The organism is Methylosinus sp. DMC45 (assembly GCF_056313885.1).
The window spans coordinates 24092-38239 of sequence record NZ_JBQUZK010000054.1 but is presented as its reverse complement, the minus strand read 5'-3'; the positions used below and the strand labels follow the sequence as shown (position 1 = coordinate 38239).

The 14148-nt window shown below is 64.5% G+C and carries 10 protein-coding genes and 1 pseudogene; 7 read left to right on the top strand and 4 right to left on the bottom strand.

Annotated features, from left to right (window positions below):
* Positions 1–337 precede the first annotated feature (337 nt).
* The 4 genes and pseudogenes from ACT53T_RS18400 (at position 338) to ACT53T_RS18385 (ending at position 6552) form a co-directional block, all read left to right on the top strand.
* Positions 338–1321 (top strand): HlyD family secretion protein, encoded by a 984-nt coding sequence (locus ACT53T_RS18400; RefSeq protein ID WP_476162327.1) that lies wholly within the window; start codon positions 338–340, stop codon positions 1319–1321.
* Positions 1318–4027, top strand: a pseudogene (gene rbbA, locus ACT53T_RS18395) (ribosome-associated ATPase/putative transporter RbbA). Before ACT53T_RS18400 ends, rbbA begins: the two are co-directional and overlap by 4 nt.
* Positions 4028–4033: 6 nt before the next feature.
* Entirely contained in the window at positions 4034–5161 is a 1128-nt protein-coding gene (locus tag ACT53T_RS18390) for an ABC transporter permease (RefSeq protein WP_476162326.1), read from the top strand.
* Entirely contained in the window at positions 5158–6552 is a 1395-nt protein-coding gene (locus ACT53T_RS18385; RefSeq protein WP_476162325.1) for a TolC family protein, read from the top strand. The genes ACT53T_RS18390 and ACT53T_RS18385 overlap by 4 nt, the downstream gene beginning before the upstream one ends.
* Positions 6553–6685: 133 nt before the next feature.
* On the opposite strand, the gene ACT53T_RS18380 is transcribed toward ACT53T_RS18385, so the two are convergent.
* The gene (locus ACT53T_RS18380) at positions 6686–7708 is read right to left on the bottom strand and encodes an ABC transporter substrate-binding protein (protein WP_476162324.1); all 1023 of its coding nucleotides are present in this window, start codon (positions 7706–7708) and stop codon (positions 6686–6688) included.
* Between the two features lie 179 nt (positions 7709–7887).
* Here ACT53T_RS18380 and ACT53T_RS18375 point away from each other — a divergent pair, with 179 nt between their 5' ends.
* Genes ACT53T_RS18375 through ACT53T_RS18365 form a run of 3 tightly spaced genes read left to right on the top strand, consistent with a single transcriptional unit; the run spans position 7888 to position 11701 of the window.
* The gene (locus ACT53T_RS18375) at positions 7888–10218 is read left to right on the top strand and encodes a hypothetical protein (protein WP_476162323.1); all 2331 of its coding nucleotides are present in this window, start codon (positions 7888–7890) and stop codon (positions 10216–10218) included.
* Positions 10215–10958, top strand: a complete 744-nt coding sequence (locus ACT53T_RS18370; RefSeq protein ID WP_476162322.1) for an ABC transporter permease — start codon at positions 10215–10217, stop codon at positions 10956–10958. The genes ACT53T_RS18375 and ACT53T_RS18370 overlap by 4 nt, the downstream gene beginning before the upstream one ends.
* The gene (locus ACT53T_RS18365) at positions 10946–11701 is read left to right on the top strand and encodes an ABC transporter ATP-binding protein (protein ID WP_476162321.1); all 756 of its coding nucleotides are present in this window, start codon (positions 10946–10948) and stop codon (positions 11699–11701) included. The genes ACT53T_RS18370 and ACT53T_RS18365 overlap by 13 nt, the downstream gene beginning before the upstream one ends.
* Before the next feature lie 377 nt (positions 11702–12078).
* Here ACT53T_RS18365 and ACT53T_RS18360 read toward each other — a convergent pair whose 3' ends face one another.
* From ACT53T_RS18360 to ACT53T_RS18350, 3 genes are all read right to left on the bottom strand, one after another.
* On the bottom strand, positions 12079–13098 hold the full coding sequence (locus tag ACT53T_RS18360; RefSeq protein ID WP_476162320.1) for a hypothetical protein: 1020 nt from the start codon (positions 13096–13098) through the stop codon (positions 12079–12081).
* A gap of 3 nt (positions 13099–13101) precedes the next feature.
* On the bottom strand, positions 13102–13572 hold the full coding sequence (locus ACT53T_RS18355) for a substrate-binding domain-containing protein (protein ID WP_476162319.1): 471 nt from the start codon (positions 13570–13572) through the stop codon (positions 13102–13104).
* An 87-nt stretch (positions 13573–13659) separates the two neighbouring features.
* Positions 13660–14100: a hypothetical protein gene (locus ACT53T_RS18350; RefSeq protein ID WP_476162318.1), complete on the bottom strand. Its 441-nt coding sequence runs from the start codon at positions 14098–14100 to the stop codon at positions 13660–13662.
* Positions 14101–14148 lie beyond the last annotated feature (48 nt).

Below are 14148 nucleotides of genomic sequence, written 5' to 3'. Positions count from 1 at the left end.
AGGCGGGAGTATTGGCGTTCTCGAGCGCCTATCGGGCGGCGCCGGACAAAAGCGCGTGAGTCTCATATTTTTCGTCGAGAGATCGCCATCCGACATGTGAGGTCGCCGGCGTGTGAGGCCGCATTCTCTCGCCGCCCGCCGATGCTTTCCGACTTCCACAGGAATTTCGGCCAACGCCCGTCAGACGGCTTCCCTCTGAGCTTTCGCTATGCTCGAACCCATTGTGTGGACGTGAGCAAGCCGATGCGTATCGCAGAGCCGGGCCACGGGGTTCGTCGAATGTTGCGCTCGACCATGGCCCCCGCCGGCCGCCGGAGGAAGGGTTGAGGCGCTCTCGATGAACCGTGGGATCGCCCGAATCCTCCTCGCTCTGCTGGTCATCGGCGTGGCCGCGGCGGGCTATTGGTGGTGGCGCAGCCATAGGCCTGCTCTGCCGGCCTATGTCTCGCGCGCGAATGGGCGGCTGGAGATGACGCGCATCGACATCGCCGTCAAATATGCAGGGCGCATCATCGATTTGCCGATCCGTGAGGGCGATGTCGTGCGCCCTGGAGCCGTGCTCGCTCGCCAGGATGCGGCCGAGATCAAAGCGCAGATCGCCGGAGCCGAAGCGCAGCATCAGCGCGCCGTCAGCGCCATAGGACGCGCCGAGGCGGAGCTCGACGTCCGCCGCAACAATCTGCGGCTCGCCGGCCTCGAGATGACCGAGACCGCGACGATGCGGGGCAAGGCGCTCGTCTCGCAGGTCGAGCTCGACCGGCGGCGTATCGCCAAGGATGCGGAGACGGCCGGCGCCGCCGCCGCCGAGGCCGCCGTGAAGGAGGCCCGCAATGCGCTCTCGGAGGCCGAGGCGCAAATCGCCCGGTTGAAAGCGATCCTCGACGAGACGACGATCCGCGCTCCGGTGAACGGGCGCATCGAATATCGAATTGTGGAGAAGGATGCGGTGCTTCCCTCCGGCGGGCGGATCGCCTCGCTGCTGGAGACGGACGACGTCTATATGACCGTCTTCTTTCCCATGGCGGTGGCGGGACGGCTGACGATCGGCGACGAGGCGCGCGTCGCCCTGGACGCGTTCGACGGGCCGCCTTTGCCGGCGACCATCTCCTTCGTCGCGGCCGAAGCGCAATTCACGCCGAAATATGTGGAGACCGCCAGCGAGCGCGAGAAGCTCGTCTATCGCGTGAAGCTGAGAATTCCGGTCGAGGCCGCCCGCCGTCTCGACGGCAGGCTGAAGGCCGGCATGACCGGCAATGGCTATGTGCGCGTCGACCCGACGGGCCATTGGCCGTCCTCGCTCGCTCTCGGACACGCCAAATGACCGCCGCCGAGGAGACGAAGGCGCCGGCCGCCATCCAAATCTCGGGCCTCTACCACGACTATGGCGATGTTCGCGGGCTCGAGAATGTCTCACTGTCCTTGCCGGCGCGCGCGACGATCGGGATGATCGGCCCGGACGGCGTCGGCAAGTCGACGCTGCTCGGCGTCATCGCGGGGGTGAAGAAGATTCAGACGGGAGCGGTCCACGTCTTGGGGGCCGATCTGCGCGAGCGACGGGAGAGGGAGGCCTTTCTCCCCCATGTCGCCTTCATGCCGCAGGGGCTCGGCCGCAATCTCTATCCGACGCTGTCCGTCTATGAGAACATCGACTTCTTCGGCCGTCTCTTCGGCCTCGGCGCGGGGCGACGCGACGCGCGCATTCGCAGGCTGCTGCGAGCGACGGGCCTCGATCCATTTCCCGATCGGCCCGCGGGAAAGCTCTCTGGCGGCATGAAGCAGAAGCTCGCGCTCTGCTGCGCGCTCGTGCACGATCCGCAGCTCCTGATCCTGGACGAGCCGACGACCGGCGTCGATCCGCTGTCGCGTCGTCAGTTCTGGGAGCTCGTGGACGAGCTGCGCAGCGAGAGCGACCAGATGACGGTGATCGTCGCCACCGCCTATATGGAGGAAGCCGAGCGCTTCGAATATCTCGTGGCGATGGATAACGGCCGCATTCTCATCGCGGACGCCAAGGCGGATGTGCTCGCCCGCACGGGCGCGGCGACGCTCGAGAAGGCCTATGTCTCGCTGCTGCCGGAAAGCCGACGCGCGCAGGCGTCGGGAGTCGAGATTCCGCCCTATCGCGACCCCGGCGGCGCGCCGGCGATCGAGGCGGAGGCGCTGACTCGTCGCTTCGATGATTTCGTCGCCGTCGACAATGTGAGCTTCCGCATCGGACGCGGCGAGATATTCGGCTTTCTGGGCTCCAATGGCTGCGGCAAAACGACGACGATGAAAATGCTGACCGGCTTGCTGGACGCCACGAGCGGGACGGCGAAGCTGCTCGGCCGGACGATCGACGCCGGCGATATGCAGACGCGGCTTGCGGCAGAATTTGACTCTGCACGCGCGGCTCTATCGCGTCGGCGGCAATCGCGCGCAGTCGCTCGTCGACGCCGCGCTGATCGATTTCGCGCTCGCAGAACATGCGGACCATTCGCCCGCGTCTCTGCCGCTCGGCATTCGTCAGCGACTTCAGCTCGCCGCCGCCTGCCTGCATTCGCCCGAGGTGCTGATCCTCGACGAGCCGACGTCCGGCGTCGATCCCGGCGCGCGCGACATGTTCTGGCGTCATCTCATCCGCCTCTCGCGCGAGAAGCAGGTGACGATCTTCCTTTCCACGCATTTCATGAACGAGGCGGAGCGCTGCGACCGCATATCGCTCATGCATCGCGGAAAGGTTCTCGCCGTCGGCGCGCCGGATGAGCTGCGGCGCGAGAAGAACGCGGCGACATTGGAGGACGCCTTCATCCTCTATCTCGAGCAGGCGGAAGAGAGCGCATCGGCCGCCGCTCCGCGCCCCGCGCCGTCGCCGGACGAAGCATCGTCGCCCGAGCCGGAGCCGACCGATATGTTCGACGATCGCGCGACCGGCTGGGCGGGACGCATTCTCGCCTTTGCGCGTCGCGAGACGATGGAGCTCGCGCGCGATCCGGCTCGCCTCGCCTTCGCGCTGCTCGGCCCGATCGTTCTTCTCTTGGTCTCCGCTTACAGCATCTCCTTCGATGTCGAGAATATTCGCTTCACGAATTTCGACAGCGACCAGACTTTCGCCAGCCGGGAATTTCTGCGCGGCTTCGCGGGCTCGCGCTATTTCGTCGAGATGGCGCCTTCGCGCAGTCATGCGGAGATGGAGGCGCGTCTGCGCAGCCACGAGGCCCAGCTCGCCATCGAGATTCCGCCCTCATTCGGCCGCGACCTCGAAGCGGGCCGGCAACCCGAGGTCGGCTTCTTCATCGATGGAGCCGCGCCTTTCACCGCGTCGAACATTCGCGCCTATGCGACGGGCGTCGTCCTCGAATATGTCACGAGCCTCGATCGCGCGAGAGCCGCGGCCTCGCTGCCGATTTCCGTCGAGCCTCGCTTCATCTACAATCAGGAGTTCCGCAGCATTTATGCGATCACGCCCGGCGTCGTCATGCTGGCGCTGATCCTGATCCCGACGATGTTGACGGCGCTCGGCGTCGTCCGCGAGAAGGAGATCGGCTCCATCGTCAATCTCTACGCCTCGCCCGCCACGATCGGCGAGTTTCTCGTCGGCAAGCAATTGCCCTATGTCGGCGTGGCGATGGTCTCCTATCTGAGCCTGACGCTCATCACCATCTTCATTCTCCGCGTGCCGCTGCACGGCTCCTTTCTCGCGCTCACGCTCGGCGCGCTGCTCTTCATTCTCGCCGTGACGGCGCTCGGGCTCTTGATTTCGGCCTTCGTTCGCTCGCAGGTCGCAGCGATATTCGGCACGGCGATCATCTGCCTCATCCCCTCGGTGAATTTCTCCGGCCTTCTCTATCCGATCTCGACGCTCACCGGCGGCGCCTACGCCGTCGGCGTCGGCTTTCCCTCCTCCTGGTTCCAGATCGTGAGCCTCGGCTGCTTCACCAAGGGGCTCGGCCTTTCGAGCTTTGCTCCGAACTATCTCGCGCTCGGCGGCTTCGCGGCGCTGTATCTCATCGGCGCGCGGCTTCTCCTCCGCAAGCAGGAGGCGTAGCGAGCCATGGGACGCTGGCTCGTCAATGTCGCTCTGCTCAGCGGAAAAGAGCTCCGCAGCCTGCTGCAGGACGTGACGCTGATGGCGCTCATCGTCTTCGCCTTCACCGCCGCCGTTCAGCTGATGTCCGAAGGCGTGAAGGCGGAGGTCTCGCACGCCTCCGTCGCCATGATGGACGGCGATCATTCGGAATTGTCGCGACGCCTGCGCGACGCGATCCTTCCCCCCTATTTCATCGCGCCCGAAGAGATTGCGCGGGAGGATGTCGCGGCTGCGATGAACCAGAGCCGCTATATTTTCGTGATCGAAATTCCCCCGCGCTTCGAGGCCGACGTCCTCGCAGGGCGCAAGCCCGCCGTGCAGGTGCTGGTCGACGCCACGGCGATGACGCAAGCCGGTCTCGGCGCCGGCTATCTGAACGAGATCTTCGTCGTCGAGACGCAAAAATTCCTCGGCGCGAGGAGCATAGAGTCGAGCTTGCCGATCCGCGTCGTCAGCCGCATAGAATTCAACCCCAACACCGATTCTTTCTGGTTCACCTCCGTTATGCAGATCGTCGTCAATCTGACCGTTCTGTCGATCATCCTGGTCGGCGCCGCTGTGATCCGTGAGCGCGAGCATGGGACGATCGAGCATCTGCTGGTGATGCCGGTACGGGCGAGCGAGATCGCCATCGCGAAGATCATGACCAATGGCCTCGTCATTCTCGCGGCGACGATGCTGTCCCTCTGGCTCGTCGTGCAGAAATGGCTGGGCGTGCCGATCGCAGGCTCCATCGGCCTCTTCGCCTTCGGCGCGCTGCTCTATCTCTTCTCCGTCACCTCGCTCGGCATGTGGCTGGCGACGCTCGCTCCGACGATGCCGCAATTCGGCCTGCTCTCTGTTCCGGTCTACGCCATCGCCTACCTCCTCTCTGGCGCTGCGACTCCGGTCGAGAGCATGCCGGAGGCGGTGCAGGGGCTCGTGAGATTCGCGCCGACCACGCAATTCGTTTCGATGACGCAGGCGGTCCTCTATCGCAGCGCCGGGCTCGACACGGTCTGGCCGCAGATCGTGGTGGTGATCGCCTCGGGGGCGATATTTCTGTCTCTGGCGCTGTCGCGCTTCCGCTCCATGCTGGCGAGGCAGGGATGAGGCGCGCCGCCATCCTCATCTCTCTTCTCATCGCCGGCTGTCGTGAGCTCGACGTCACGCCGCCGTCGCCGACCGTCGTGGCGCCGGCGTCATTCGACGAAACCTCGTCGATCGGCGCTTCCCCCGCTTCGCTCGATCTCGCCCATTGGTGGATTGTCTGGCGCGATCCGCTGCTCGATCGCCTGATCGCCGAGGCGCTCGCCGGCAATCCAGATTTGCGCATTGCGAAGGCGCGCGTCGAGGAAGCGCGCGCCCTGGTCACGGTCGCGGAATCTGCTCTCTATCCGACGCTCGGCGCAGACGCCGGTCTCTGGGAGGCGGATGTGAAGTGGCGCAATCCAGTCGTCGATTTCATTCCCGGCAAGGCGCGCCGCGTCGACGCCCATATCGGCGGCCTCGCGGCGAGCTGGGAGCCGGATATTTTCGGTGCCCGCAGCTATGACGCCGAAGCCGCCCGCGCCAACGCCGCCGGAGTCGAGGAACAATCGAACGGGGCGCGGATGATCGTCGTCTCCGAGGTGGCCCAAAACTATCAGGACGCCAAAGGGCTGCAGCGACGGCTGCTCGTTCTCGACCATTCCGTCGAGACTCTCGGCAAGCTTCTCCGCTATGTGGAGGCTCGCTACCAGGCGGGGCAGGCGCTCGCCTATGATGTGACGCTGGTTCGAGAGCGATTGGAAACCCAGCGAAGCAAGCGGCCGGACCTGCTTTCGGCGCTCGAGACGCGCCAACGCCGGCTCGCGGTCTTGACCGGTCGTCCGCCGGAGCCGCCCGTCTCGTTGCCGGCGCCCGGGCCGTTCCTCGTCCCGTCGCCTCCGCGAGGCCAGCTCCCGAGCGAGACGCTGGAGCGTCGCCCCGACGTGCGCGCCCGCGTCGATGTCGTGCGCGCTCGCATCGCGAGCCTGACCAGCGCGAAGACGGATCTGCTGCCGCGCTTCCAGATCGAGTTCCTCGGTCAGGACGGCCGGCTGCACTTTCAGGGAATCCCTGGCCTTCAAGGCACAGGCGGCCTGGTCGGCCTCACCGCGCATCTGCCGATCTTCACCGCCGGGCGCATCGAAGCCAATATAGCGGCGAATGACGCTCGTCTCGAAGCGGCTGTCGCCGACTACGACAAATCCGTCCTCCAGGCGCTCGAAGACGTCGAGAACGCCTATGGCCGACGCCGTGGACTGGATCGGCGCAGCGAGCGTCTCTACGCCGCGCTCATCGGCGCGAGGCGCAATCATCAGGCCTCGAGAGGCCTATACGAAGGCGGCCGCAAGACGTTCGGCGACGTGCTGAACGCCGAGCTCGACGTCTTCGAGCGCGAGAATGATCTGCTCGAAACACAGATGGCGCAGTCGGCCGTGACCATCCAACTCTATCGGGCGCTGGGCGGCGGCTGGTGAGCGTCCGCGGGGCCGGCGACTTGCAGCGATCCGGCCCGCATTTATCTCTCTGCGCTCAGCAGCGCGACCGCCTTCACTTGCGCCCATAGCTTCGATCCGGGAGCGACGCGATCGAGGGCAGCGCGACATTGGCTCACTTCTTCGAGGATTTCTCGCTCGTCGTCTTGTCGAAGAAGCTCGAATCGAAAAGGCCGTCGACGCTCGGCGCCTTGTCGGCAACGCCGAGCTTCACCTGATAGGCGAGAAGCGCTTTGGTCGATTCTATGATCGATTTCGGATCGACCACGAAATGGACGGCTGGCGACGACAGTGATTTTCGAATGGTCGCGCCGTCGACGATTCCCTTGGACAGCGCCGCTTCGACATGGGGCGCGGCGCGATCGGGATTTTTCTGCAGTTCCTCCACGGCGCGGACGAGCCCGTCGACCAGCGCTCGCGTCTGCTGCGGGTGCTTCTCGAGAAAATCCTTCGAGACCGCCGCGACCGTGCCCGGCTGACCGGGAAACAGCTCCGAGCCTCCGGCGATCAGCGTGATCTCGGGATTGGCCTTCTGCACGATCGTCAGCGTCGGCTCGCGGACCGTCGCGGCTTCCACGGCGTTCGCGAGCAGAGCTTGCTGCGTCGCGTCTATGCCGATGGAGACGATCTCGACGTCGGACGGATCGGTATGCGTCGCCTCGCGCAGCCAATATTGTAAATTGGCCGCCGGCACCGAGCCGGGCGGCTGGGTGGCGATCCTGGCCGGCCGGCCGTTGGCGGCTCGGAAGGCCTTGAAAGCCGCCGCTGGCGCGACCCCTTTTTTGAAGAACGCTTTGAGCTTGGGGCCGCCGACGAGCACATTCTCGTCGACGGCGAGGGCCGCCACGACGCGCAGATCGATGCCCTTCGCCCGTCCCGCGGCGGCAGGCGCGACGCCCCCGATGTAAATGTCGATGCCGCCGCTCGCGGCCGCCTGAACGATATTGGGGCCGCTCTCGAAGACCTTGGTCTGCAGATCGAGTCCGCTCTCGTGGAGCCAGCCTTCCTTCTCCGCCACGAACAGGGGGGCCGCGCCGATGACCGGGATGACCCCGACGCGCGCGGTCACTGTTTCGGCGGCGGCGCCACTGGCGTGGAAGGCGAGGGCCATGGCCATCGCGACGAGCTTCTTCGACACTGATTTTCCTCCGTCTCGAATTGTGACGGGGTGAGTTTGCGTCAATATGATGATTTAGTCTATGGTTGAAATAGAACAGAAGGAGGGCCGGATTGTCGGATGAGAAGGATAGCGCGCGGACCCAGCCATCGGGATCGCGACCCTCGGCGCCGGTCGCGCCAGATGGGCTCTATGAGAAGATGAAGCAAGCTCCCTTCGCCGGCCGGCTCACTTGCAGCCTCGACGAAGCGGAGGCCGGATCCTGGCGGGAAATCCTTCTGGACTATGAAGTCGGCGCGAGCGGCGTCGCCGACGGCGCGACCTTCAAGGCCACGTTCAAATTTTATTCGGACTGGGCGCTGTTCCAGACCGTCGACCCGAAAGGCGCCGATTATCTCAGCGTCGAATATCAGGCCGGTCCGCTGGCTCCCGGACAATCGCCGGCGAGCGTGCAGCATCTTTCGGTCCGCTTCGATCAAAAAGGACATGAGCGTCCTTATCAGAAGGCCATGATCGTCGATGTGATCGACGGCTATCTCAACATGGGCGACCATATCGTCATCCGGTTGGGCGATCGCCGCGCCGGCGGACCTGGCACGCGGGTCCAGACCTTCGTCGACGATGATTTTCGCTTTCGCGCCTATGTCGACCCGCTCGGCACGTCGCGCTATGTCGCCGTGCCGGGCGACGTCTCGCTGCGCATCGTCGCCGGCGCGCCGGCGCGGCTGTCGCTCGTCGGCCCGCGTTTCGTGCGTCCGGGCGCTCGCGCGCCATTCCGGCTCTCGGCGCTCGATCGCTGGGGGAATATCGTCAGCGATTTTCCCGGTCGCATCCATCTCTCGATTCTCGCGGGCGCCGACACGATCGCCTCCCGCGAGCTCGTCTTTCCCGAAAAGGGCTGGGCGAGCGTCGCAATAGAGGATGTTCCCACCGATCGGGGAGACGTGACGCTGGCCGCCGAGCCGGAGGCGCACGCGATTCCCACGGCTCGGGCCTATCTCTCGGTCTTCGCGGACGCGCCGGCGCCGCGCGGCTTCTACGCCGATCTGCATGTTCATGCGCATGACACGGTCGGCACCAACAGCCCCTCCTACAACGCCGCCTTCGCGCGCGATGTCGGCGGCGTCGATATATTCGGCTACACGGCCAATGATTTTCAGATCACGGACGCCAATTGGCATGACGGCGTCGCCGCTGTGAACGCGCTCGACGCGCCAGGGCGCTTCGTGACCTATCCGGTGCAGGAATGGTGCGGAAGCTCGACGGCGGGAGGCGATCATAAGGTGATCTTCCTCGGCGACGACGAGCCAGATTTTCCTTACGACGCGCAAGGGCGGCATAATCGGACTCTGTCCTGGAACGAGGACATGAAGTCTCCGAAGGTCGAGCTCGGCCGCTGGCCGGTGAACGAGCTGTGGGACGCTTACGGCCATTCGCCGGAGACCCATCTCGTCGTGCCACATGTCGGCGGACGACGCTATATCGCCGATTGGCACCACCCCGAGCTCGAGCGGCTCGTCGAGATCGCCTCGGCCTGGGGCCATTTCCCCTGGCTCTATCATGACGTGATCGCCCGCGGTTATCGGCTCGGCGTCTGCGCGAACAGCGACGAGCATCGCGGTCGGCCGGGCGGCGGCGCGCCCGGCGTGCAAGTGTTCGGCGTGCGCGGAGGGCTGACCGGCGTTTTCGCCGAAAGCCTCGACCGCGTCACGATCGGCCGCGCCTTGCGCGCGCGTCATAGTTTCGCGACCACCGGCGAACATGTCGCGCTCATCGTCCGCTGCGGCGATTGCCTCCAAGGCGACGCCTTCGCGCATCGAGGGCCGGCCGAGATCGACTATCGCTTCCTCGGCGACGCCGGCTTCGACGAGATCGCCGCCTTCGACCATGAGGGGCTGCTCTGGCGCCGAAATCTCCATGCCGAGCTCGGCTTCTCGCGGACGCGCGCGCGGCTGCGCTGGGGCGGCGCGCGAATAAAGGATCGCTATCGCTGGGCGAGCTGGAACGGTCGTCTACGCGTGCAGGGCGCCGTCGTGCGCAGCTTTGCGAGCGTCGGCTTCGAGCATGACGAGGAGAGCGCATGGCGCTCGGGAGCGACCGACATCGCTTTTCGCTCGGAGACCTATGGCGACTCCGACGCGTTGGAGCTCGAGATCGATGATCTTTCCGCCGCGCGCTTTGTCGTCGAGGGAACGATCGGCGGTTTCGTGAAGGTCGGCGATCCGCGCTTTCCCGCGCCTTTCGTCCATGCGCCGGAGTTTCGTTTCGAGGCGACGGGAAGCAAGCTGCTCGAGACGGGCGAGCTGCGATGGGAGCTCGGCGGGGCCGAAATGTTCGTTGCTTTCGAGCGTCTCACAGACGCGCCGCTTCCACGCGACGTCGCGGGACGCTTCACGCTCGAGCCGCGCAACGGCCCGTTCGGATTCCGCCCGATCTATCTATTCGGCCGTCAGCGCGACGACGCGAAAGTGTGGTCGTCGGCGCTGTTCATCACCTTCGGCGATGAACAGAACGCAGGAGAGGCGAAGTGAAACAGCGCCTCGCCTCCTTGCTGGGTCTCGCGCTGTTCCTCGGCGCATGGGAGCTGATTCCCATGCTCACGCCGGGAGCGCGCGCGCTTCTGCCCGTGCCCAGCCAATTGCCCGGCGCCTTCTGGCGAGAGCTGCAGAATGGCGTCTGGCTCGCCTGCGTCGGCGCGAGCCTCTCGCATTATCTCGCCGGGCTGCTCGTCGGCGTGACGCTCGGCGCTGCGGCGGGCGTGGCGACCGGCGTGCATCCGCCGCTCGAATGGGCGACGGCCTGGATCACGCGCATTCTTCGTCCCATCCCCGGACTCGCTTGGATTCCTTTCGCTATTCTCTGGTTCGGCGTCGAGGAGAAGGCGGCGGTGTTCATCATCGCCATCGGAGTGTTTTGGATCGTCTATTTCTCGGCTCACGGCGCCATTCGCAATGTCGATCGCGATCTCGTCGAGGTGGCGGCCGCATTCGGTTTCAGAACCAGGTGGGAAAAGCTGGTGAAGGTGCAATTTCCGGCGAGCCTGCCTGGCATTCTCGTCGGCGTGCGCACCTCGCTCGGCCAGGCCTGGATGGCGGTGGTCGCGGCCGAATTGTTCGGGGTCGCCGGCCTCGGGCAGCGCATGAATCAGGCATCCAGCCTGCTCGCCACCGATATCGTCGTCGTCTACATGCTGACCATGGCGGCGCTCTATGGCCTGATCGACATGGCCTTCATCTTCGCACAATCGAGGCTTCTCACATGGAAGGCGTGACGCCTCCGCCGCCGCTCATCGAGATCGAGGAGCTGGCGCTCGGCTATGACCATGACGGCGCTCATGTCGCTGTGCTGGAACGGCTCGATCTTACCATCGCGCGCGGGGAATTCATCGCGATTCTCGGCGCCTCTGGCGTCGGAAAATCGACCTTGCTGCGCGTGCTCATCGGCCTCGCGGAACCTTCGGCCGGCGTGCTGCGTTTCGACTCGCGATCCGATTGCGCGATGGCGCTGGTGTTCCAGGATGCGCGATTGCTTCCCTGGCGACGCGTCGAGGCCAATGTGGCGCTCGGCCTCGAGAAGACAAAGCTCTCGAAAGAGGAGCGCCACATCCGCGCGCTGGAGGCATTGCGCGGCGTCGGTCTCGAGGGCTATGGCGAACGCTTTCCGCATCAGCTCTCCGGCGGACAGAGGCAGCGCGTCGCCCTGGCGCGCGCGCTCGCAGTGCGGCCGGACGTGCTGCTGATGGACGAGCCGTTCTCCGCGCTCGACACGCCGACGCGGCAACGCTTGCAGGATGATCTGCTCGTGCTCTGGCGCGAGACGGGCAAGACGATTCTCTTCGTGACGCATGATATCGACGAAGCGGTCTATCTCGCTGATCGCGTGATCGCGCTCGGGGGCAAGCCGGGCGAGGTTCGCGCCTCGGTCGCGATCGACGTCGCGCGTCCGCGACGGCGCGCCGATCCGCGACTCCGCGACATCGCCTCGGTCGTCGAGTCGAAGCTACGCAACGATTGATCGGGCTGACGCGCGGCGAAATATGTCGATCGAATTTTGTTTTTCGCGGGCAAGGGTGTCTGTGTCAGGAGACAGCTCGCTTGCTCTGAGAATGCCGCAACGTCGTCGCTCCCTCGTTCGCGGTTCACGAGTAGGCTGAACTTTCCTGGTATCCTGGGATTCGGGTTCGCGCACCATGAGTCGACGCACTTCAGGGTCCGGCCGCGCGGCTCTCGAGCGTGCGGCTCCTCGATTTCCTGGGCTTTGTCGGCTCCAGTCCACGAATGAACCCTCACGAGCCATTCCAACATACTTTCGTCGGACGATGGCGTGACCTACGCTGCACGTTCGAGATGCTCGGCGGCCCTCCCGCGCGGGCGGCAATGGAGCCGTGGAATTCACGAAAATTTTGTGGCGGTGATATCGAACCGACCGATGTTGTCCTTCTTGTAGCGATCGAACCAAGCTTTTTCCATCTGCTGCACGTTGAAATACAGCCTATCATTGGCGACGTCGCCATAGCCTTCGCATAATTCTTTGCGAGAGGGCGCGGCGAGATGGGCCGCACGCCAGCGCGCTACGAGTTCTGTGATGATTTGATCGCAGGAGCGCGCATCCGCCCAATCGAGACTTCGCTCATCGAGCGGGAGGTTGATGGCCATCGCTTCCGCTTCGTCATCGGGCGACTGGCGGACATGCTCGATCCAATTTTTTTCGGATCGCCAATTGGACCTGTCATCACGAAGACAATCTTTGACGCGCGCCGGAAGCGAATCGATCTCCACCTCTGTCAGACGCTGCTCCTCGAGACCACGCGCCACGCCGGAATAGAAAAGCGGAATGGCCCAGCGTTCGCGAGACGTCGCTGGAACGCGGTCCAGATCGTCCAGCAGCTCGTCCAAGCTTGGAACGCTGTCGCGGATCAGCAAAATACGTTGTTGCAGCTTCATGCCGATCTCCGCCGCCAAGTGAAGGGCGTCGAGCTGGAATTGGTAGTTGCCGGCCATATTGTTCCAATGATCGTGGCGAGCGCCATGGCCGCTGAACGTCGCGACCACTGTGTCGATCCCGAGATCACGCCGCTCCAGCAGCCATTGCTTCATCTCTTGTCGCGATCGATGCGCGACGCCGCCGAGCAGAACGACATGGCTTGTCCAGCCGAGCTTCTTCTCCAGCTCGCGAAGCGCTTTGGTGGTCGCCAATGAATAATCATGGCTGTTCCCATACCAAGGCGCGATCTCGAAATCTTGGTGTCCGTCATTGCGCCATTCGATGAAGCGTTCGATCAGGGCGACAAAGCGTTCGAAAGGCGCTGGTCGCAGCCTGTAGCTCTTCAGCTGGCAATAGCGGCAATGATGGAAGCATGGCGCGGCGTTGGCGTGAAGATGAACGCCAGTGACGATGATTTCTCGCGGCATGGCTCAGCGTCGCTCCGTGTCGGTCGAAGCGAGGAAGCGGGCGTAATCCGCCGAGTCCGCATTCTCTCGCAAAACCAGGGTCTCGTCGATCGCATCGTCCGTGAGGCTGAAGCCGTAGACATCCGCATAAGCCTGCCGCAGCTTACTGCGAAATCGCCGCTCTGTCTCTGGATAGATGATTTCGGACATCCATTGCAGCATGATCGGCTCCTCGACCAATCCTTCCATGCGCATTCCACCACGCGGCTCGCGATAGACTCGTCGTGATCGGACCGCGGGCACGCATCGTAACGCCGCATTGTCGAGCAAGCGATGAACGGCGTCGTCTCTCGGATAGCCAGAAATTATGATGACATCCGGCGCGCGCGCGATCAGCTCCTCGATCGTCATATGAGGAGCATGGAGCGAGGCTGCGACATTTTCTGCATTCACCTGATCGAGATTGGCGTCGATGCCCGTTCCGCCGAAAGCCATGATCAGCGGGTCGATCTGGAAGAGATAAGCGACCTTGCGACGAACCGGCGCGGCGGGGCGCTCCTTCGAAAAAGCGCCGAGCTCCGCCTAGTGACGACGAATCAGGAAATCCACACGCTCTCGCCTGTCGGCGACGGCGCCGATCAAGCGCCAGAGCTGTTCCACGCTGTGCGACACATCGCCAGATGCTCGGCTATCGAGCTGCGCCAATGGCGCGCCGATTCTCAGCAAGGGCGCGGCGAACCAGGACCACGACAGGATCGCGTCGCTTCGCGTCATCAGAATAGCTTCCGGGTCGCCGGGCACGGCGGTGTCGCCTCCTGACGTCGGCGCCGGCGCGAGGTCGCGCACCGAGGGAAACGCGCGACGAAGCAACCCGCGACTCAATTCGTTTCCGCCGGAACGTGAACTGCTGACAGCGGCGATATGTCCGGGATCTCCGTCTACCGTGAGATAGATCGAGGCCACTGGCGCAAAGATGAGGGCGTGGCGCGCCGGGACCGCGGCGGTGACGTCGCGGCCTCTCATATCCTTGATCGATCTATGTGGCGAAGGCGATGCGACATGCGGGCCTGC

Coding starts and splice junctions, on each gene's coding strand:
- ACT53T_RS18355 (WP_476162319.1), bottom strand. CDS start 13,572: ATGGCTTTCGGCGGAACGGGCATCGACGCCAATCTCGATCAGGTGAAT.
- ACT53T_RS18400 (WP_476162327.1), top strand. CDS start 338: ATGAACCGTGGGATCGCCCGAATCCTCCTCGCTCTGCTGGTCATCGGC.
- ACT53T_RS18350 (WP_476162318.1), bottom strand. CDS start 14,100: ATGAGAGGCCGCGACGTCACCGCCGCGGTCCCGGCGCGCCACGCCCTC.
- ACT53T_RS18385 (WP_476162325.1), top strand. CDS start 5,158: ATGAGGCGCGCCGCCATCCTCATCTCTCTTCTCATCGCCGGCTGTCGT.
- ACT53T_RS18375 (WP_476162323.1), top strand. CDS start 7,888: ATGAAGCAAGCTCCCTTCGCCGGCCGGCTCACTTGCAGCCTCGACGAA.
- ACT53T_RS18390 (WP_476162326.1), top strand. CDS start 4,034: ATGGGACGCTGGCTCGTCAATGTCGCTCTGCTCAGCGGAAAAGAGCTC.
- ACT53T_RS18360 (WP_476162320.1), bottom strand. CDS start 13,098: ATGCCGCGAGAAATCATCGTCACTGGCGTTCATCTTCACGCCAACGCC.
- ACT53T_RS18365 (WP_476162321.1), top strand. CDS start 10,946: ATGGAAGGCGTGACGCCTCCGCCGCCGCTCATCGAGATCGAGGAGCTG.